At 32.8% G+C, this 23133-nt stretch carries 15 protein-coding genes; 11 read left to right on the forward strand and 4 right to left on the reverse strand.

The genetic code is table 11. From position 1 onward, the window contains the following. Nucleotides 1–9: 9 nt before the first annotated feature. Genes IF125_RS05375 through IF125_RS05385 form a run of 3 tightly spaced genes read right to left on the reverse strand, consistent with a single transcriptional unit; the run spans nt 10 to nt 5594 of the window. Nucleotides 10–1038 (reverse strand): SusE domain-containing protein, encoded by a 1029-nt coding sequence (locus IF125_RS05375; RefSeq protein WP_225541773.1) that lies wholly within the window; start codon nt 1036–1038, stop codon nt 10–12. 1 nt (nt 1039) lies between these two features. Continuing rightward, a complete protein-coding gene (locus tag IF125_RS05380) occupies nt 1040–2665 on the reverse strand; it encodes a RagB/SusD family nutrient uptake outer membrane protein (protein ID WP_225541774.1) in 1626 nt (541 codons plus the stop codon). 10 nt (nt 2666–2675) lie between these two features. Beyond that, entirely contained in the window at nt 2676–5594 is a 2919-nt protein-coding gene (locus IF125_RS05385; RefSeq protein ID WP_225541775.1) for a SusC/RagA family TonB-linked outer membrane protein, read from the reverse strand. Between the two features lie 224 nt (nt 5595–5818). On the opposite strand from IF125_RS05385, the gene IF125_RS05390 reads away from it, so the two are divergent. The 10 genes from IF125_RS05390 (at nt 5819) to IF125_RS05435 (ending at nt 21525) form a co-directional block, all read left to right on the forward strand. Further along, on the forward strand, nt 5819–6838 hold the full coding sequence (locus tag IF125_RS05390; RefSeq protein ID WP_225541776.1) for a LacI family DNA-binding transcriptional regulator: 1020 nt from the start codon (nt 5819–5821) through the stop codon (nt 6836–6838). A gap of 159 nt (nt 6839–6997) precedes the next feature. Beyond that, entirely contained in the window at nt 6998–8344 is a 1347-nt protein-coding gene (locus IF125_RS05395; protein ID WP_188319576.1) for an MFS transporter, read from the forward strand. 5 nt (nt 8345–8349) lie between these two features. Then, complete coding sequence (gene pgmB, locus IF125_RS05400) at nt 8350–9006, forward strand: beta-phosphoglucomutase (RefSeq protein ID WP_225541777.1); 657 nt, start codon at nt 8350–8352, stop codon at nt 9004–9006. A gap of 28 nt (nt 9007–9034) precedes the next feature. Continuing rightward, nucleotides 9035–11332, forward strand: a complete 2298-nt coding sequence (locus IF125_RS05405; protein ID WP_225541778.1) for a glycoside hydrolase family 65 protein — start codon at nt 9035–9037, stop codon at nt 11330–11332. Nucleotides 11333–11555: 223 nt separating this feature from the next. Then, complete coding sequence (locus IF125_RS05410; RefSeq protein ID WP_225541779.1) at nt 11556–13409, forward strand: glycoside hydrolase family 13 protein; 1854 nt, start codon at nt 11556–11558, stop codon at nt 13407–13409. Between the two features lie 157 nt (nt 13410–13566). Further along, the gene (locus tag IF125_RS05415; protein WP_225541780.1) at nt 13567–15744 is read left to right on the forward strand and encodes a glycoside hydrolase family 97 protein; all 2178 of its coding nucleotides are present in this window, start codon (nt 13567–13569) and stop codon (nt 15742–15744) included. A 288-nt stretch (nt 15745–16032) separates the two neighbouring features. Continuing rightward, nucleotides 16033–17712: an alpha-amylase family glycosyl hydrolase gene (locus tag IF125_RS05420; RefSeq protein ID WP_225541781.1), complete on the forward strand. Its 1680-nt coding sequence runs from the start codon at nt 16033–16035 to the stop codon at nt 17710–17712. 18 nt (nt 17713–17730) lie between these two features. Then, nucleotides 17731–19113, forward strand: a complete 1383-nt coding sequence (locus IF125_RS05425) for an alpha-amylase family glycosyl hydrolase (RefSeq protein ID WP_225541782.1) — start codon at nt 17731–17733, stop codon at nt 19111–19113. Between the two features lie 78 nt (nt 19114–19191). Then, nucleotides 19192–19803, forward strand: coding sequence for a PepSY-like domain-containing protein (locus IF125_RS05430; RefSeq protein ID WP_225541783.1), 612 nt, complete (start codon nt 19192–19194; stop codon nt 19801–19803). A gap of 120 nt (nt 19804–19923) precedes the next feature. Continuing rightward, nucleotides 19924–21525, forward strand: a complete 1602-nt coding sequence (locus IF125_RS05435; RefSeq protein ID WP_188319582.1) for a class I SAM-dependent methyltransferase — start codon at nt 19924–19926, stop codon at nt 21523–21525. Nucleotides 21526–21593: 68 nt separating this feature from the next. Here IF125_RS05435 and IF125_RS05440 read toward each other — a convergent pair whose 3' ends face one another. After that, nucleotides 21594–22610, reverse strand: a complete 1017-nt coding sequence (locus tag IF125_RS05440) for a hypothetical protein (RefSeq protein WP_171622835.1) — start codon at nt 22608–22610, stop codon at nt 21594–21596. Nucleotides 22611–22821: 211 nt separating this feature from the next. On the opposite strand from IF125_RS05440, the gene IF125_RS05445 reads away from it, so the two are divergent. Continuing rightward, nucleotides 22822–23133 (forward strand): transposase (locus IF125_RS05445; protein ID WP_225541784.1); only part of this gene is annotated, 312 nt, incomplete at its 3' end.

The following is a 23133-nucleotide window of genomic DNA, read 5'->3' on the forward strand; positions in this document are numbered from 1 at the left end:
GAAAAAATATTATTGTGCTTCTACGCTATATGTTTTTTTCGTAAAGTTTGCTATAATCTTGTATTTACCAGCTTTGATTTTGATATTATCTCCACCTTCTTTTAAAATACCTTCGATTCCAGAACCACCAAAATTGACAGCATAATTAGGATCATTATTTAATCGAAATTTATATTCTCCATCTTTTAAAGTTGTTGTAATTACCCAAGAATCTAAAGTTCCATCGTAAGATAATTTTTCATCTGGACCTTCCCATCCGTTTGCAGTCGCATCACCGACTAAACCCCATGAGTAATCTTCTAATTTATATGTAAGGTTAGTCAAATCAATCGTTACTTTATAAGTCCCAGCTTTTACAGCAATATCTTTACCGCCTTTTTCTAATTTACCATTTGCGCCACCGTAGTCCAATTCCCATTTATTATCTTGGCGGAATTTGATATCACCATCTTTTAAAGTTGTGTAAGCGACAAATACATTAGGAGTTTCTGTTTTCCAGAAAGGAACATCTGGTCCATCCCAACCATTAGGTGTTGCAGAACCAACGATACCCCAATTTGTAGATAAATCTGTAGGATAAGGTGTAACGTTTAACGAATAAACATTAGAAATTAATGGTTGAGAGCCAGGAGTTCCAACAGTTGAAACCACACGGAATTCTAATTCACCTTCTTTAAAAGGTTCTAAACCTAAATCTGTAGAAATTAAATTTAATTCTTTAACCGTTACATCAGCCGTTGTAGCGGATGTAGAAGTTACTGTTTTAGCATTTTCGAAATTGTTTCCTGCTAAATCAATTTCTAATTCATATTTAGGTGGAGTATTTACACCATAATTAGCAGCAGACCATTTGAACGTCATCGCAGTTGAAGCCGCATTTTCTTCTAATAATACAATCGAATTAGATGCAGGTGCTTCTACTACAGGCGCTACAAATGTTGAGGGATCTAATTGTATGATGTCTTCATCGTCATTACATGCGCTTAACGCAAAAACACTTGCACAAGCGAACGAAATATATTTTATAAAATTTTTCATCTTAGTAACCAGGATTTTGAGTTAAATTTTTGTTGATTGTAATTACATTAAATGGAATTGGATAAAGGCTTTTTGTTGCATCTACAGAAGTACCGTTTTGAACGCCCCCTTTCCAAGGCCAATTGTAATTATTTGTAAACTTACTGAAACGAATTAAATCCGTTCTACGCGTTCCTTCCCAATACAATTCTCTTGATCTTTCAGCTAAAATGAAATCTAAGTTTAATTGTCCGTCAGTAATATTACCTGATGTATTTCCGTATGCACGAGTTCTTAATTGATTAACTAAATTCAATGCAGTTGCACGATCACCACCAGTTCCTCCACGTAAAACAGCTTCAGCATAGTTTAAATAGATTTCAGCTAAACGAATAATAGGAACATCAGTATCAGCAAATACAGCAGAAGGATCATTTCCTGCTGTTCCATTTGATTTTATATTAGAGAATTTCTGAACTGCATATCCTTGAGCAAAAGTACTTACACTTTCAATTTCATAACTTTGTCCATCTGTAAAAAACATTGCACGTTTATCTTTCCATGCAATAGGATTTCCTTCGGAATTAGTTTCTGAAATAGAGTTTGAGAACTGGTTAACTAATGCTTTTGTTGAACGAATACCTCCCCAGCCTTCATTAACACCATAATTATCATGTTGCATTTTTCCTCCAATAGCTGCTTTAATCAAAAATGTTGACCCTCCATATGTTTTAGAATATTTTCCATCAAAATTTAAAACAAAAATAGCCTCTTCTTGCGCACCATTTGTATCATTGTCTCCAAGAAATAATTCATCATATGCAGAACCATTTTTGTTAACATCATTTGTGTTAATTTTATAACCAGATTGTATTACCTGATTAGAATATGTGATAGCTTCTGTGTATTTTGCTTGACCAATCCAAGTTTCTGCATTTAAATATAAACGAGATAATAACGCTTGTGCAGCTGTTTTATCTACTCGACTATATTCATTTGAGCGACTATTTACTAAGTCAGTATCAATTGCTTTTAACTCAGACTCGATGAAAGAAAATATTTCTTGACGATTACTCTGTGTTGGTAATTCTGATGTAATTTCTGTTACCAAAGGTACGTTTCCATAAAAGTCCATTAAACTATAATAAGCATATGCTCTAATAAAACGTGCTTCAGCAATATACTGCTTAACTTCTTCAGATGTTTGAGCTAACGTTTCAGCATTCTTAATGTAGGAATTTGAAAATGAAACGGTTTGAGCTAATCTGTAATACATAGCCTCAACAAATGGGTTACTTGCACTCCAAGATATTGCATGCATATCTGGAACACCAACATCTCCCCAACCAATAATGGCTTCGTCTGTAGGTAAAACATTTACATTAAATAATAAACGTGTATATTGAGAAGCTCCTTCATCTATCCCTGAAATATCACTATCTCCATCTGGACCTTTTTGACCAGTTAAAGCTAAAGAAGCGTACACTTTTGCTAAACCAGATTTAGCAGTTGCTGGATCCTTAAAAACATCAAACTGTGTAAAAATATCTGGATCATTTGGTTTTAAATCCAAATCATCTTGACACGAAGAAATAGAGAATGCAAAAATTGCAGTTAATAAATATGTTGAAATTTTAAATTTTTTCATTGTTGTTTTCTTAGAAGTTAACATTTAAACCAAAGACAAATGTTCGTGGACGAGGATAAAATCTGTTATCAATTCCTCCAAACATCTCAGGATCTAATCCATTATAATTTGTAAATACAGCAACATTTTGAACAGCTCCGTAAAGACGAACATCCATTCCTTTGATGGCTTGTTTTAAATTATAACCTAATGTAATGTTATCAATTCGGAAGAAAGATGCATCTTGTACGTAATAATCACTCAATAAATTAGTATTTGTAATTGTTGAGAAACCTGCATTATAGTAATCAGTATGTACATTAGATAAATAGTTTTGCCCATTACCTGTAGCTTTCGCACTATATCCCTTTGCAGAAGCAACATTATTATAAGCATAATTCCCTAAACTTGCACGGGCTGTTGCTGATAAGTCCCAATTTTTATATCGGAAATATGTATTGAATCCCATTGTGATATCTGCATATGGACTTTTGTGAATATAACGATCTTTATCATTGATGATTCCATCTTTGTTTAAATCTTCGTAAGCACCTTCGATTGGTTTTCCGTTTACATCGTAAATTTGTTTGTACACATAGAAACTATATGGAGTATAATCTTCTCTATGAATTTGAATGTTATTTCCTGTTCCTCCGTCAATTCCTCCAACTAGATTATCAGTTGACAGGTTTTTTATTTTATTATCATTATATGCAATATTGTATCCAAATGACCAATCAATGTCTTTTGTTTTAATAATATCAGCATTGATACTAAATTCAACACCTTTATTTTCCATATCACCGATATTTTTATCGATCATACTTCCAAAATTAGTAAATGGATCTACGTATACTTTCGCAATTAAATCTTTCGTTTTCTTTTGATAGATATCTAAGCTACCATAAATACGATTTCTAAATAAAGCATAGTCAACACCAACATTTAATGTACTCGAAATTTCCCATTTTAGGTTTTCACTTAATGGATCTGGTCTATATGTTTGATAAAATGTTGAACCAAATTGATAATAAGCAGTTGATTGAGAAATTTTATAACGAGTCAAAAATTGGAAATTTCCTAATCCGTTTACGTTTCCAACTTCTCCGTAACCCACACGTAGTTTCAAATCACTAACAGTTGAATTACCTTTTAAGAACTCTTCATTCGAAATATTCCATGCAACTGCGACAGAAGGGAAATATCCCCAACGATCATTAGGATTTAATTTAGAAGAAGCATCTGCACGTAATGTACCTGTTAAAATGTATCGATTATCGAAATTATAGTTTACACGTCCGTAATATGATAACAAAGTAGAATGATCGCGATCCACAAATTCAAATTCAGGATTACCTTTTTGTTCTAATTCACTATCGTAACTATGGTTATATGTATTAAAATATTGATATCCATAACCAGCAACAACATTTACATTGTGTTTTCCAAAATCTTTGTTGAAAGTTAAGTAAGCGTCAAGTAATTTATTATAAAATTGTGCACTGAATGTTGTTTTTGATCCATCCCAATTTTGCTCTGATGAAGGTAAATTCTCTGTAGTTATTTTACGACCATTTGCATTAGAAATATCATAACCAAGATTAACAGTAGCAGTTACTGAAGGTAAAAAATGTAACTTATAATCCATTTTAGCATTTCCTACAAAACGACGAACTTCTGATGTGTCACCAACTTCATTGATTAACGCGACTGGGTTTGTAGGTGCTAAACCATTTCTGGTATTTCCAGAAGCCCAAGTATGATAACCACCAAATAATGAATTTCCTGAATAAACTGATTGAGTTGGATCATATTCTAGAGCTGCACCAATTGCATCACGATTAGCAAAATCATTTTCAATGTATGATCCTCTTGCGTTAAAATCAAATTTTAAATGATTATCTAATAACGAAGGATTAAGATTAAAAGATGCAGTTGTACGATTAACATTATCTCCTTTCAAAATACCATCTTGATTTGTATTCGATACAGAAAAACGAGAAGGCATGTTTCCTCCAATATTTCCCATTGCACTAAGGCTATGATCAAAACCTATAGCAGTTCTATAAATTTCTTTTTGCCAATCTGTATTTGCATTTCCTAATTTAGCTACATCATCAGTTGTTCCAACAGATTTTACTAATTCACGGAACTGATCTGCATTCATCATCTGTATATAACCTTCAGGCTGATATACAGATGTGGTAGAATTATAACTAAATTTGAATTTTTTACCTTTTCCTTTTTTAGTTGTTATCATTACAACACCATTTGCAGCACGAGAACCGTAAATGGCAGTTGCCGAAGCATCTTTCAAAATAGTCATGGTTTCGATGTCATTCGGATTTAAGAAATCCAATGGATTTCGAGAACCTCCAATATTTACCTCTGATAATGGAACACCGTCGACTACATATAATGGTTGAGAGTTTAATGATAACGAACTATTACCACGAATGATAATATTTTGTCCATCACCAGGAGCACCACCGGCAGATGTAACAACAACACCAGCAATTTTTCCAGTCATTAATTCTTGTGCAGATGTAATCGATCCTTTGTTAAAATCCTCTGAATTCAATTGATTAACAGAGCCTGTAACATCTTCTTTTTTCGCTGTACCATAGCCGATAACAACAACTTCTTTTAAGTTTTCGGTCGTTTTTCCTAAACGTAATTGCAATTGTGTTTGTCCTGCATATGTTATTTCTTGATCTTCGTAGCCAAAGTTGCTAATCACGATAATATCACCGTCATTCGCTTCTAAAGTAAAATTTCCTTGTTCATCAGAAATTGTAGATACTCCTGTTGTGATGTTCGAAACATCAGCACCAGCAAGAACTGCATTGTTTGTGCTATCATAAACTGTTCCTTTAACTGCAGTTTGTGCAGATAAAATCGCAGGGCTTGATAAAACTAATGCAAGAAGAGATTGTTTTAAAATCCTCATATATTTTCCGTTTTGTTTCGTTAATTTTTAATTTATATTTTTACTTCTCAATTTCAAATGTAAGTCCTTTAATTCATTGATTGTGTATGTTGTACACTTATAATAGTTACGAAAACGTTTTCGTGTTAATAAATAATTAAATTAATTGCTAAAGGATGTTAATATTTAATAAAAAAAACAGAAATTAGTCGAATACGATTGATGGTTTAGGTAGAAAGAAGATTATGAAAAAGAATTTGACTTTAAAACAGATTGCAAAAGAATTAGATGTTTCGATATCAACGGTTTCGAAGGCTTTAAAAAATAGTGATGAAATCAGTGAAGCTACACGAAATAAAATTCAAGCTTTCGCAAAATTATACAACTACAAACCAAATAATATTGCATTAAGTTTAAAGAATCGAAAGACGAAAACTATTGCCGTGATTATTCCCGAAATTGTGCACGATTTTTTCGCTATGGTAATTAGCGGTATCGAAAATTTAGCGAATCAATCAGGATACAATGTTTTAATATGTTTATCAAATGAGTCCTACGAACGAGAAGTAATTAATATGGAAATGCTTGCTTCTGGTAGTATAGATGGATTCGTCATTTCTCTTTCCAAAGAAACCCAAGCCAAAAAAGACTATCATCACATCAAAGAAATTATCAATCAAGGTATGCCAGTTGTAATGTTCGATCGTGTAACACGTGAGGTGTATACCGATAAAGTGATTATTGATGATGTCTTAGCGACACAAGAAGCGATACAATACTTTATCAGTAAAGAACGTAAGAAAATAGGGTTTATTACAACACCAGATTACATAAGTGTCGGAAGATTAAGAACAGAAGGCTATAAAAAGACATTGAAAGCAAATGGGATTGACGTTAACGAAAATTTGATTTTAAGAATAGAAGATGAAAGTCAATTGGACACTATGATTGATGATTTTTTCGAAAAAAATGAATTTGATGCAGTTATGGCAGTTAACGAATTGTATGCTGTAAAAGTGTTAAGAACAGCTCTTAAAAGAGGGATTAAAGTGCCAGAAGATTTACATTTAATCGCTTTTACTGATGGTGTAATATCCAAAAACTCAATACCAAGCATTTCTACAGTCAAACAAAATGCATTCAAAATGGGTGAGATAGCAGCCCGACTTTTAATTCAAAAATTAGAATCAGAAAACGAACACGAACATTATATAACCGAAGTTGTCGGAACAGAATTATTGCACCGAGAAACTACAACGTTTTAGTAAGTATTTTTAGGTTAAATAATTGTAACAGTTGCAATAATCCCAAAAAATTGTTTTAACATTGTAATCTAATCAAAACATATTTTTACTTCTCAAACCAAAAATATAGTTTTGATAAGCTGAAACGCTTATCGTAAATAATTAATAATAATTACGATAATGAAAAAGCGTAGATTAGGATTTCTTGAAATCTGGAATTTAAGTTTCGGATATTTAGGAGTTCAAATGGGATTTGCTTTGCAAAATGCAAATGCAAGCCGAATTTTAAGTTCTTTTGGAGCTGATGTACACGAATTGTCTTGGTTTTGGATTGTCGCTCCATTAATGGGATTGATTGTTCAACCGATCATCGGACATTATTCGGATAATACATGGTCTAAATTTGGACGTAGAAAACCTTACTTTTTAATAGGAGCCTTATTGGCTTCTTTCGGATTAATCTTAATGCCACAAGCGGGTGCATTTACAGCATTATTGCCTGCTTTATGGATGGGTGCAGGATTTTTAATGATCATGGATGCTTCATTCAACATCGCAATGGAGCCTATGCGTGCGTTTGTAGCAGATATGTTACCTTCAGATCAGCGAACTTTAGGTTACTCTATTCAAACAGTTATTATTGGTTTAGGTGCTGTAATTGGTTCTTGGTTACCTTATGTTTTGAGCAATTGGTTTGGTGTTTCGAGCACGGCTGCAGAAGGAGAAATTCCTTTTCACTTGATTTTATCATTTATCATTGGAGCAATAGCAATTATCGTAACAGTTTTAATCACCATTTTTACTACAAAAGAATACACGCCAGAACAATTAGAAGCATTTGAAAAGGCCGAAGGAAAAGAACCGATTGTAGAAGAAAAATCAAGTCTTTCTCAAATTTTTATAGATTTTGGGAATATGCCTACAACCATGAAACAATTAGGCTTGGTTCAATTTTTTACATGGTTTGCTTTATTCGGTATGTGGGTATATGCAACTCCTGCAATAGCACACCATGTATATGGTTTATCATTGAATGACACTCATTCAGAAACCTATCAAAAAGCAGGAGATTGGGTTGGAATTATTTTCGGAGTTTACAACGGGATTTCAGCAATTTTTGCATTTTTCTTACCTTCAATTGCCTTAAAATTTGGTCGCAAAACAACCCATGCCATTTCTTTAATTTGTGGAGGTTTAGGATTAATTTCCATTTATTTTATTCATGATCCAAAATTATTAATCCTTTCCATGGTTGGAGTAGGAATCGCTTGGGCAAGTATTCTATCCATGCCGTATGCGATTTTAGCAGGAGCAATTCCAGCCAAAAAAATGGGCGTTTACATGGGGATTTTTAATTTCTTTATCTGCATGCCTCAAATTGTCAACGCTCTATTGGGCGGACCTATAGTGAAATATATTTATAATGATAATCCAATCTACGCCATCGTAACAAGTGGAGTTGCTTTAATCATAGCTGCACTTTTTGTAACGCGTGTAAAAGATGTGGATGAACCAATCAAAGCATAATCATTTTGAAAACTAAAGCATTTATTTTCGATTTAGATGGTGTCATCGTAGACACTGCAAAGTACCATTATTTAGCATGGAAAAATTTAGCAAATAATTTGAATATCGATTTTACACACGATCATAACGAGTTGCTAAAAGGTGTTTCTCGTGTACGTTCCTTAGAAATTATCCTTGGATTAGGAAGTGTTCATGCATCAGATGAACAAAAAAACGAATGGTTAATTCAGAAGAACGAAGAATATTTAGGTTATATCAACAAAATGGACGATTCTGAAATTTTACCTGGAGTCATGAAAGTTTTAAACTTTCTGAAAGCAAATCATCAACCCATCATTTTAGGCTCTGCTTCTAAGAATGCACGACCAATTTTAGAAAAAGTAAATATTCTAAATTATTTTGATGATATCGTTGATGGAAATGACGTTACAAATGCCAAACCAGATCCAGAAGTTTTTATCGTTGGAGCTAAAAAAGCCAATCAACCAAATGAGAATTCAATCGTGTTCGAAGATTCTGTTGCAGGAATTCAAGCAGCAAATGTTGCAGGTATGACAAGCATAGGAATTGGAGATTCTTCGGTTTTGAATGAAGCCAACCATAATTTTAACAATTTTACAGAAATCACAGAAGAATTCTTAATGGAATTGATCAATCAATAAAACACAAACAACTTACAATACAATAAAAATGAATCAAGATTATATCATCCCGAATGCATGGTCAATTATCGAAGAAGGGTTTGAAAAAGATCGCGTAAAATCGTCTGAAAGTTTATTTTCTATCGGTAATGGAGCAATGGGACAACGTGCAAATTTCGAAGAATTTTATTCAGGTGATACGTTTCAAGGAAGTTACATCGCTGGAGTTTATTATCCTGATAAAACAAAAGTGGGATGGTGGAAAAACGGTTATCCAGAATATTTTGCAAAAGTGTTAAATGCACCAGTTTGGATCGGAATTAACATCGAAATTAATGGTGAACAATTTGATTTGAATAGGTGTAAAGAAATCAAAAACTTTCGTCGTGAACTGAATATGAAAGAAGGTTTATTGGATCGTTCTTTTGTAGCTACTTTACCTTCTGGATTAGAAATTGAAGTGTTTGTTCGTCGTTTTCTTTCTGCTGATTTGGATGAATTAGGTGTGATAAAATATGATATCAAACCGATGAACGGTGATGCGAAAATTATTTTTAAACCTTATGTAGATGCTGGTGTAAAAAATGAAGATGCCAATTGGGAAGAAACATTTTGGGAGCCAATTTCGTCAGAAATAAAAGCTGAACAAGGTTTTGTACAAGCACAAACGTTTAAAACACACTTTAATGTGGTGACTTTTATGGAAAGTAAAATTTCTATTAATGGAAGTTATCAACAAGTCAAATCAATTTCCAATGTTAAAACGAATACAAAAGTTGAATTTACATATGAAGTTGAGGTTAAAACCAATGATACAGTAACCATTGAAAAATTTGGAGGTTATGTTGTTTCAACAAATCATCTCGAAAATGAATTGATTTCTGCTGCTGAAAAGGTTTTAGAACAAGCGAATAATTTAGGTTATGAACAATTGTTAATAAACCAAAAAGAGGCTTGGGCGAAGACTTGGGAAATGGCAGATATTACGATAGATGGTGATACGAAAGCACAACAAGGAATTCGTTTCAATATTTTTCAATTAAACCAGACATACTCAGGAAAAGACGCACGTTTAAATATCGGTCCAAAAGGATTTACAGGTGAAAAATACGGTGGATCTACCTATTGGGATACAGAAGCGTATTGCTTACCGTTTTATATGGTAACTAAAGATCAAAAAGTAGCACGAAATCTGTTAATGTATCGCTACAATCAATTGGATAAAGCGATAGAAAACGGAGCGAAATTAGGTTTCAATAAAGGAGCTGCATTGTATCCAATGGTTACGATGAACGGAGAAGAATGCCATAACGAATGGGAAATTACCTTCGAAGAAATTCATCGTAATGGAGCAATTGCTTTTGCGATTTACAATTATACTCGTTTTACGGGTGATGAGTCTTATATTCCTGAAGCTGGTTTAGAGGTTTTATTAGGAATTGCACGTTTCTGGAAACAGCGTGTTAATTGGTCAAATGACAAGAAACAATATGTCATGTTAGGTGTAACAGGACCTAACGAATATGAGAATAATGTGAATAATAACTTTCACTCAAATTATTGTGCGCAATGGTGTATGAATTATTTGATTGATCAAGTTGAAAACGTTAAAACAAATTATCCACAAGATTTTGAACGAATTGTCGCTAAAACAAATCTTACAGATACTGAGTTAGCAGAAATGAAAAATATTGCAGCAAATATCTATTTTCCATTTAGCGAAGAATTAGGAGTTTACTTGCAACAAGATGGTTTCTTGGACAAAGATTTAACACCTGTTTCTGAATTATCTAACGAAGAACGACCAATCAATCAAAAATGGTCGTGGGATCGTATTTTACGTTCAGCTTATATCAAACAAGCAGACGTTTTACAATCATTCTATTATTTCGAAGATCATTTTACAAAAGAGCAATTAGAAAAACATTTTGATTTCTACGAACCATTAACGGTTCACGAATCATCATTATCGCCTTGCGTTCACTCTATTCAAGCGGCAACGTTAGGAAGAATGAATCAAGCATATACCTTCTACTTGAGAACTTCTCGTTTAGATTTAGATGATTATAACAAAGAAGTTCACGAAGGATTACACATCACATCAATGGCAGGTACTTGGATGTCGATTGTAGAAGGATTTGGTGGAATGCGTGTTAAAAACGATCAATTATATTTTGAACCACGTTTACCAGAACAATGGAAAGGGTTTTCGTTTAAAATCAATTTCCGTAATCAAATCCTAAAAGTCAATGTAAATAAAGGAGAAACTACTTTCGAATTGGAAGGAACAAAGCCATTAGAGGTTTATGTTTTCGACCAAAAAGTTATTGTTCAGCCTTCAATTTAATAAAGGGAATTCAAATACCTTGAAGGCTTTGGCTTTCGAGGTATTTTTATTTAAGGTTATAAGTTTTAAGTGATGTGTTCTACGTTTTTTTTTGGAAAACGTATTTAAAGCCTTGACTTTTTTGATTCGTTTTTGTGTCAAGACTTCCCCAAAGGGCATATGAATTCATATAAAAGAATTTAAAATAGTCATGAATAAAAATGAATAATAAAAAATAAACAAAATGAAAAAACTATTCGTATTAACCTCTTTACTATCAAACTTTGCTTTTGCTCAAATACAAAAAGTAGAGCCCATGTTTTGGTGGAAAGGGATGAAAAATCCAGAAGTTCAAATTTTGGTTTACGGAAAAGATATCAGTAAATACAGTATTGAGTTATCGGATCAAATAAAGATCAAAGATATTCAGAAAACAGAAAATCCAAACTATGTTTTTGTAACGGTTAATACAAATAATGTAAACAAATCATCCTTCAAAATTAACATCAAAAACAAAAATAAAGTTGTTGATTCGTACACGTACGAGTTAAAAGATCGTCAGCCAAATTCTGCCAATCGTTCTTCTTTTACGTCAAAAGATGTGGTGTATTTAATCATGCCAGATCGTTTTGCAAACGGTGACGAAAGCAATGATTCGAAAAAAGTATTGACTGATAAAGCCAATCGTTCTATTCCAGATAGTCGACATGGTGGAGATTTGCGAGGAATTATTAATAATGTAGATTATATTCAAAATCTTGGGGCAACTGCAGTTTGGTTAACGCCTGTTAATGAGGATAACGAAAAACAACATTCGTATCATGGTTATGCACAGACAGATTTATATAAGATTGATGGACGTTACGGAACAAATGAAGATTATCGAGAACTTTCTCGTGAATTGAATAAACGTGGGATGTACTTAATTCAAGATTATGTAACCAATCATTGGGGAATTTCGCATTGGATGATTCAGGATTTACCATCGCAAGATTGGATTCACAAATTTCCAGGAGGAAAAGATGGTTTCCGTCGCTCAAATTATCGGACAACAACTCAGTTTGATAAAAATGCTTCGGAAATAGACAAAAAAGAAGCGTTAGACGGTTGGTTTGATTATACAATGCCAGACATGAATCAATCAAATCCTTTGGTATTAAATTATCTGACGCAAAATGCCATTTGGTGGATAGAATATGCAGAATTAGGCGGAATGCGTGTGGATACATATCCGTACAATAACAAAGAAGGAATGGCGAAATGGGTAAAAGCTATTACGACAGAATATCCTAATTTTAATATCGTAGGTGAAGCGTGGATGTATTCGCCAGCTCATATTTCGTATTGGCAAAAAGATTCGAAGATTGCTGAAATTGACAATTATAATTCACATTTGCCTTCTGTAATGGATTTTAATTTATTCTCAGAATTACCAAAAGCAATCAAAGAAGAAGAGTCTTGGGACAAAGGAATGATCAAATTGTACAATTCGTTTACAAATGACTTTTTATACCCAAATGTTAACAACATGTTTGTATTTATGGAAAATCACGATACAGAGCGTTGGAACGAAATGATGAATGGTAATATTAATGATTATAAACTGGGGTTATCATTAATTTCTACTGTTCGTGGAATCCCGCAAGTGTATTATGGTTCTGAAATTGGTATGCGTGGCGATAAAAGTAAAGGGGATGCAGATATTCGTCGCGATTTTCCTGGTGGATGGAAAGCTGATCAGCAAAATGCTTTTACAAACGAAGGAAGAACTTTGGAGCAAAAACAATTTCACGATTTTACAGCAAAAGTTTTCAATTGGAGAAAAAATAAAGAAGTGATCCATTCAGGGAAAACAAAACATTATATGCCACAGCAAAATGTTTATGTATATTTTAGATACAACGAGAAAGAATCTGTAATGGTTGTTTTGAATGCAAATCCAGAAAAACAAACCTTCAAATTAGATCGATTTACAGAATCATTAGATGGAATTACTTCAGGTAAAGAGATTATTTCAGATAAAACATTTCCAATTAAATCAAGTGAAGAAATCTCAATTGATGGTAAAACTGCAATGATTATTGAACTTAAAAAGTAATAAGTCATCCTGAACTGCCGCACTGAGCATGTCGAAGTGCAGGATCACATAAAGGAGAGAATGAAAAACTGAAAACAGTTCAGCTCAACATGTAATTTATAGCTTTAAGCATTAGACGTAAAGCATAAAACAAACAAAAAATATAAAAACAAACACTATGAAAAACTTTAAGTTTATACTTGGTTTAGGGATCGCAATGATGAACATGGTTTATGGACAAGAATTGAAATCGCCAAATGGAAATTTTGTGATGGATTTCTCATTGTCAAAAGATGGAAAACCGACTTATCAATTAAAATATAAAGGAAAAGATATAATCAATCCAAGTCATTTAGGATTTGAATTTAAAACGAAGCACAAAGAAATGGATTTCGCTGTCCAAGACCGAGTGGAAGACGATAAAGCAAAAGATATTGCGAACTTTTTATCAGGTTTTAAAATCATTGCTACCAAAACATTAACTTTCGACGAAACATGGCAACCAGTTTGGGGAGAAGTCGATAAAATCAGAAATAATTTTAACGAATTAGCGGTGACGGTTTCTCAGTCAAATACAGATCGTCAAATGATTATTCGTTTTCGCTTATTCAACGAAGGTTTAGGTTTCCGATACGAGTTTCCAGAACAAAAGAATTTGAAATATTTTGTCATCAAAGAAGAGCGTTCTCAATTTGCAATGGCAGGAGATCATACCGCTTTCTGGATTCCTGGAGATTACGATACACAAGAATACGATTATACAGAATCTAAATTAACAGAAATTAGAGGTTTATTTGATAAAGCATACATCGGAAATGCATCTCAACAAGCGTTCTCAAAAACAGGTGTACAAACAGCTCTGATGATGAAAGCAACAAATGGGCTTTACATCAACTTACACGAAGCGGCGTTGATTAATTATCCTGCAATGAGTTTAAATTTAGATGATAAAACATTAACGTTCGAGTCGTGGTTAACACCAGATGCTTTAGGTGATAAAGGGTATTTACAAGCACCTTTCAATACGCCTTGGCGTACAATTATTGCAAGTGACGATGCAAGAGAAGTAGCATTTAAAGGGCCACAATTAATTTATAATTTAAATGAACCTTCTAAAATCAAAGATACTTCTTGGATCAAACCAGTAAAATATATCGGTGTTTGGTGGGAAATGATTACAGGAAAAAGTTCTTGGGCTTATACAGATGAATTTCCAACTATACAATTAGGTGTAACAGATTATAAAAATGCGAAACCAAATGGAAAACATGCTGCGAATAACAAACATGTAAAAGAATATATTGATTTTGCTGCAGAGCACGGTTTTGATGCTGTTTTAGTAGAAGGTTGGAACGAAGGTTGGGAAGATTGGTTTGGAAATCATAAAGATTACGTTTTCGATTTTTTAACACCTTATCCAGATTTTGATGTAAAAATGTTAAATGCTTATGCAAAATCAAAAGGTGTAAAAATTATGATGCACCACGAAACATCAGGGGCAATTCGAAACTACGAAAGACATTTGGACAAAGCCTATCAATTTATGAATAAGAATGGTTATACATCTGTAAAAAGTGGATATGTAGGAGATATCGTTCCTCGTGGAGATTATCATTACAGTCAAAATACCATCAATCATTATCAATATGCGATAGAAAAAGCGGCTGATTATAAAATTATGGTGAATGCACACGAGGCGGTTCGTCCTACTGGAGTTGCACGTACATGGCCAAACTTAATCGGTAATGAATCTGCGCGTGGAACAGAATATCAAGCATTCGGAGGATCTAAACCAAATCACGTCACAATTTTACCATTTACACGTCTTTTAGGTGGACCAATGGATTATACACCGGGTATTTTCGAAATGGATGTGAAGAAATTAAATCCAAACAACCATTCGCATGTTAATTCTACAATAGCAAATCAGTTGGCTTTGTACGTGACAATGTATTCGCCTTTGCAAATGGCAGCTGATATTATCGAGCATTACAAACAATTTTCTGATGCATTTCAATTCATTAAAGATGTGCCTGTAGATTGGCAAGATTCTAACTATTTGGAAGCTGAACCAGGAAAATATTTAACAATTGCACGTAAAGATAAAAACTCAAACAACTGGTTTATTGGAAATGTGAATGGCGAAACGCCTCGATCAACGAAACTCAAATTAGATTTCTTAGAGAAAGGGAAAAAATACGAAGCAACAATTTATGCTGATGCAAAAGATGCGCATTACAAAACAAATCCTCAAGCCTATAAAATCGAAACAAAAAAGGTTGACGTAAAATCAGTTTTAGATTTAACATCTCAAGCTGGTGGAGGTTTTGCAATTAGTATTAAAGAGATTAAATAAATTTTAGACTTAAAAAGTTTTAAATTCTAATTTCACGTCATTTCGAGTGAATTTTCGAAATGATAATGGAGAATATTTATATCGAGAAGTAAGATGTGAAAATTCGCCTAATTTCTCGATACGATTCTTATCAGAATCACTTGAAATGACGAATAGAAAGTCATCTTAAACTTGTTTCAAGATTATATAAAGAATGATGAGATGTTGAAATATGTTTAACATGACAAAACGGAAATTGTCATTCTGAGCTTGTTTAAGACTCATCTATAATGTTTAAAATCAGAATCAATGATTAAAAAAATAGTAAAACTTAGTTTATTTGCAGGTTTGTTTTTTACATCTTGTACAACCTCAAAAGTTGCAACTAATAAAGAAGTTAAATCATCACAAGAAAATGAATCAAGCCAAAAACAAGCATTTGTTTGGAATGCAGCAAATGTTTATTTTTTATTGACAGATCGTTTCGAAAATGGAGACAAAACAAATGATGTCAATTACGGAAGAACAGCCGAAACAGCAAAATTAAGAGGTTTCGAAGGCGGAGATTTTCGTGGAGTAATTAATAAAATTGAGAGTAATTATTTTAGTAATTTAGGTGTAAATGCCATCTGGATGACGCCAATCGTGGAGCAAATTCATGGTTTTGTAGACGAAGGTCAAGGGAAAACGTATGGATTTCATGGTTATTGGACAAAGGATTGGACTTCAATTGATAAAAATTGGGGAACTGAAAAAGAGTTACAAGAATTAGTTGATAAAGCACATTCGAAAGGAATTCGTATTATGTTGGATGCGGTGATTAATCACACTGGTCCAGCGACAACTTCGGATGGTGTTTTTCCTTCGGATTGGGTTCGTGTTTCTCCTCAATGCACGTACGATTCCTATAAATCGACGATAGAATGTACGTTGGTGAAAAATTTACCAGATATTTTAACGGAATCCGAAAATGATGTTTTACTACCACCACAATTGTTAGCAAAATGGTCGAAAGAAGGTCGATTGGAGAAAGAAGTGGCAGAATTGAATGCTTTTTTTACAACATATAACTTACCAAAAGCACCGAAATATTATATCATGAAATGGCTTTCTGATTACATTAGAAAGTACGGAATTGATGGCTATCGTGTCGATACAGTAAAACATACAGAAGAAGATGTATGGAAGAAATTCAATGAGATTTGTCAAGATGCTTTTGAAGAATATAAAGCTGCAAATCCAACCAAAATATTAGATCAAAACAAGTTTTTCTTGTTAGGAGAAGTTTATAATTATTCGATTAATGATGCACAACAATTTCATTTTCCTGATCAAACAGTTAACTATTTCGAGAATGGATTTGATGCATTAATCAATTTCGATTTGCGCTCAACTCAAAAAGAATCCAATCAAACTGTTTTTGATCGATACAATGATATTCTTCAAAACAAAATGGAAGGGAAGTCTGTAATGAGTTACATTACTTCCCATGACGATGGTTCGCCTTTCGATAAAAATCGTCAAAATCCTTGGGATGCAGGTACTCGATTGTTGTTGACACCTGGTATTTCGCAGATTTATTATGGTGACGAAACAGCTCGTCCATTAGAAGTTGTGGGCGTTGAAGGAGATGCTAATCTTCGTTCTAATATGAATTGGGAAAGTATCAAACCAAATTCAGAAACGGAATCATTATTGAAACATTACCAGAAATTAGGACAATTTAGACGAAATCATCCCGCAGTTGGGGCAGGAAATCAAACTGATTTACAAAATTCTCCGTATATTTTTACACGAAAATACAAGACAGATGATGTCGTTATTGGACTGGAAATGCCTATTGGTAAAAAGTCAATTAATGTGAGTTCGGTTTGGAAAGATGGAACAAAAGTGCGCGATGCATACTCAGGTATAACATCGGTGGTTAAAAATAGAAGAGTGATGATTTCAACTGCATCAGATGTAGTTTTATTAGAAAGAATTAAATAAAAGTAAAAATATAAACACATGATCAAAAGATTTTTAGCATTAACCTTACTTACCGGATTACTTATCACAAGATGTAGTAAAAAAGAAGGTGATGCATCGAATGGAGCACAAACAGAGCAAACAGAAGGGATGATTTCTCCTTTTACAGCTGAGATGGCAGAAACGTCTGTTATTTATGAAGTGAATGTTCGTCAGTTTTCGCCAGAAGGAACTTTTGAAGCGGTGACAAAAGAAATCTCTAACATCAAAAAATTGGGAGTCAAAATCCTTTGGATTATGCCGATTCATCCGATTGGAGAAGAGAATAGAAAAGAAGGTTTAGGTTCATATTATTCGATCAAAGATTATAGAGGAATTAATCCAGAATTTGGGAATGCCGAAGATTTCAAGAAATTGGTTGATGAAGCGCACAAAAATGGCATGTATGTTATTTTAGATTGGGTCGCGAATCATACAGCTTGGGATCATCCTTGGGTAAAACAACACCCCGATTGGTACGAGCAAGATAAGAATGGAAAAATGCATTTTCCTTATGATTGGACAGATGTTGTAGCATTAAATTTCGAAAACAAAGAAATGCGCAAACAGATGATTGCTGATATGAAATATTGGTTAGATGATTTCAAAATCGATGGTTTCCGTTGCGATATGGCACATGAAGTGCCAACTGATTTTTGGGAAGAAGCGAAACCGAAATTGGCAAGTGATCGCGAGATATTTATGTTAGGTGAAACAGAAAATCCAGATCTTTTAGTAAACGCTTTTGACGCGGCTTATGGATGGGAAATTCATCATATTATGAATGATATCGCCAAAGGTAAAAAGAATGTTTCTGCGATTGATGCATACATGGATTCGATTCCAAAAAAATGGCAAGCAGATGATTATAAATTATTATTCACATCAAACCACGACGAAAATTCTTGGGCAGGAACAGAGTATGAAAGAATGGGTGATGCAGTTGAAACTTTTGCCGCTTTAACGTACACATTGCCTGGAATCCCAATGATTTATAATGGACAAGAAGAAGATTTCAGTCGTCGACTAAAATTCTTTGTAAAAGATTCGATTGATCGTAATCCGAATGCAAAAATGAGAGGTGTTTACGAAAAGTTAGGAGAATTAAAAGTAACAAATGAAGCCTTTAATGGAGCGAAAAAAGCAGCTTCTTACGAACGATTAAAAACATCTGATGATAAATCTATTTTAGCATTTAAACGAAAGAAAAATACAACAGAAGCTTATTTTGTGGCAAATTTAACAAAGTCGGAAAAAGAAGTTACAGTTCCAATTAACGGAATCTATAAAAACTTTATGAACAATGAAGATGTACCATTTGATGCGACAACTAAACTGAAATTAAAACCGTGGGAATATCTTATTCTCGTTCAGAAAAAATAAACTCTTAAATGCTGGTTAAATTTTAATCAGCATTTTTTATGGTATAATGCTTGTTGATAAACGTTTAAAATCAAAATTATGAAAAAAATAGTTTTATCATTACTCGCTATTTTTAGTTTAGTTTTAACTGCATGCGAATCAAAAAAATCTACTGAAAATGATATTATTTCGAGTAAATCGGAAGCGCCTGAGCAACCTATCGTTATGGAAAGCGATATAGTGAATGGATCAGATTCATCGAATTCATCGAACTCTTATGTCATTTTACAAGATGATGGTCAACAAAAAACCGTAAATATTGATTCAAATGAAATGGTCGTTTCAGCGGATAATTTACCTGTAAATGTGCAGAATTTTCTTGTACAAAATTTCGGAAATCTCAAATTGTTGAATGCTATAAAAGAAGTTGAACGCAACATCACAACATATAATATTCAATTAAAAGATGGAACAAAATTAGAATTTTCAGATAATGGACAATGGATAGAAGTGAAGAATGGGTTAGGAAAAGCAATTCCAACCAATTTTTTTCCTGAAAAAATAAAAAGTTATCTTGAAAAAAATAATCTAAAAAGTCCTATTAAAAAGATTGAACAAGATAAAAAAGATGGTTCTTACGAAGTAGAATTTTTACAATCAAAACAAACATTGAAATTCGATTTGAACGGAAATTTCATCAAAATTGATTAATCCTATAAAACCTTGTCTACGGATGAGGTTTTTTTATTTTAAGTAATTTAAAATCACGCTATTTTTCTTACAAATATTTCGTAATTATCAATATATTTATAAGAGAAAAAATCAACCAAAATGGATAAAAAATATTTGAGATCGTTAATCTTTAGACATCTTGATGGTTTGGTAACTGCACCGATATTGAATGTTTTAGCGAGCAAAGGTGTGTTGCATTATATTGTCGAACATAAAACGATGTTATTGGATCAGCTAACAAAAGAATTTCAAGCAAACGAAGGATATTTAAATGTTGCTTTGCGTGTGTTGGCTTCTCAAAATATGTTAGAGTATACGGTAAATAATGAACAAAAAATTGTCGAAATTCAAACCAATAAATATTCAGACAGAGCATTTACAAATTTTGATATTTACCATGATTTAGGTGTTTTTTTAGCTGAAGATGAAGTGATTCATCAACATGATTTTTCGGAAGAATTTTGTAAAAAATGGATCAAGTTATTTGATAAGTACAAAACATATTTACTGACAAGTGATAACGAAGAGTTTCTTGAAAAACCATTGCATTATCAAATTACAAAACATATCGAAGGAGCTTTGGTTGGACCTATCATTGTTCGAATGGGAATGAGCGGTTTGTTTCATAAATATTTTATGGAAGCTTCTTTCAATCCAGATGAATTTCATAAAAATCCACAAACATTTGAAAAAATATTGGAGCGACTTGCCGAATTAGGTTGGTTTTCAAAACACGAGAAGAATTATAAATTTACTGAAACAGGCTTGTTTTTTGCACGTAGAGCAACATCTTACGGTGTTACTGTATCGTATTTGCCAATGTTTGCAAAATTGAACGATTTACTATTTGGTTCGCCAACGAAATTGAGAGAGATTACAGAAGGCGAAGATGAGCAACATGTTAATCGCGAAATGAATGTTTGGGGTAGTGGAGGTGCACATTCTACTTATTTTAAAGTGATAGATGAGTTTATTGCCGAGATTTTTAATCGTCCTATCGAAGAACAACCAAAAGGTATTTTGGATATGGGATGTGGAAATGGTGCATTATTACAGCATTTGTATGATGTGATAGAGCGACAAACATTGCGAGGAAAACATTTGGATGAATACCCTTTATTTTTAGTTGGTGCAGATTATAATCAAGCAGCATTGAAAGTAACGCGTGCTAATTTAATTAAAAATGATATTTGGGCAAAAGTGATTTGGGGCGATATCGGTGATCCAGATCGATTGGCGACTGATTTAAAAGAGGATTATTCTATTGAGTTGAGTGATTTGTTGAACATTAGAACATTTTTAGATCATAATAGAATTTGGGAAGATGTAAAAGAAGTTAAAATAGATAGAATCAGTACGTCCACTGGTGCATTTGCTTTTAGAGGTAAACGTTTGTCGAATAACGATGTGGAACAGAATTTATTGAATCATCTCAAAAAATGGGCGCCTTATGTTGATAAGTTTGGATTATTGTTAATCGAGTTGCATACAATCGCTCCAGATTTAACAGCAAGAAATTTAGGAAATACACCTGCAACAGCTTATGATGCAACGCATGGTTTTTCGGATCAATATATTGTCGAGGTTGATGTTTTTCATCGCATTTGTCAAGAAACTGGATTAATGCCTGATAAAACATTGTTTAAAAAATACCCAAATAACGAATTGGCAACTGTTAGTATCAATTTACTTAAACGATAGTTTTGAATGAATAGCATAAAAAAGCTCAGCATTTGCTGAGCTTTTCTGGTTAGCTTTGTGTCAATGAATTAGTTCAGGGTTATTTTTGCTTGACTAATTTTAAATCCATTTTCGTAAACATTGAAAGTATAAACTCCTTTTTGGAATTCTTCATTTTCCCAATCAAATGTAATATTTTTTACTTGCCCATTTGTGTAATTGAAGCTAATTGCATCAGAGAAATCAACTGTATCTCCAGATCTTAATTCAATTTGTCCACCTTGTGCATTTCCATATCTACCTAACGTTCCATCAGGATTATAGATAGCAACATATAATTTTTTGTCTCCAGATTCTGTTCTCGAATTGCGATCTACATCAAAAGAAACACGAATTTTATCAATACGTTTTGCACGTGTTTTTTCAACTTCTTTTCCACTACTTCTTACTCGAATACCTTTTATTTGTTGATTCGAAACAGATAAAGTAGAACTTAATTCATTAATTTTTCCTTTCGAAATAGCGTTATCTTTTTGGCGAACGTTTTTCTCTGTTTGGTAGTTATACGTTAATTCTTTGTTGTTTTCTCTTAAATTATTATTATCTGTTGTTAATGCAGAATTTTTATTGTTTAAATCTTCAACATTACGTACAAGAATTGCATTTTCTTTTTGTAAACGAGCAACTTCTGACTTATAATTTTTTACACTACCTTCTAAATCGTTAATCATCTTACGTGCACGATTCATTTCTTCTGCTGTAGGATTGTCTTTTTCTAAGATTTCTTGAATATCTTGATTCTTTAATTGAATCATATTTTCTTTATCGCCTAACAAATTGTTACGATCCTCTATACGCGCTTTGTATTGCGTGTAATCGTTTAAGATAGAATCATATTGTCTACGAATTTGATCTTTTTGATTGGTTTCATTTTTAAGGATTTGAGAGTTTAAAGAGTCATTTTTTTCAAGGTTTCCTATTTGATTTGCTTGATAAATATTATATCCAACACTACCAGCTAATAAGATTCCCGCTAAAGCTAAAGGAATTACTAAACCATTTTTTCCTTTGTTTGTGGGTTGATTGTTATCTTCTAATCCTTGCATACGAATTATTATTAAAGGTTAATTGTTTTTTTATTGTTTGTAGTGATAAGAAATTATGATGCCAAAAATTGTAAATGTTATGAAATGAAGCATTTTTTAACAGTTTTTTTCTCTTTTTAGACCGAAAATGAATAATTGTACAGATTTTTATTCTAAACAAATCATAAAAAAAGCTTCAGATTCTACACTGCCCCCAAAAAGTTAGACACTTTTGGGGGCATTTTTTATGACAAGAAAAGTAAAATATGGTGTAGCATTTAAGTTACGCTGTGTGAAAGAAGTTTTAGAAAAACATCGAACAATACGTTCAATTAGTAAAAAAGAAAATATACATGCTTCTTTATTAAAGAAATGGGTTTCTGATTATCATAATCAAGGAATTTCAGGTATAGAACCTAAAAAAAACCAAACGTATAGCGTTGAATTTAAGTTGAAAGTTATTAAGACTATAACTAGTCAATATCTTAGTTTACATGAAGCCAGAGTTAAATTTAATATTCCAAGTGAATCGGTTATTATAAAA

It is taken from the genome of Empedobacter stercoris (assembly GCF_020281205.1).
GTDB lineage: Bacteria > Bacteroidota > Bacteroidia > Flavobacteriales > Weeksellaceae > Empedobacter > Empedobacter stercoris.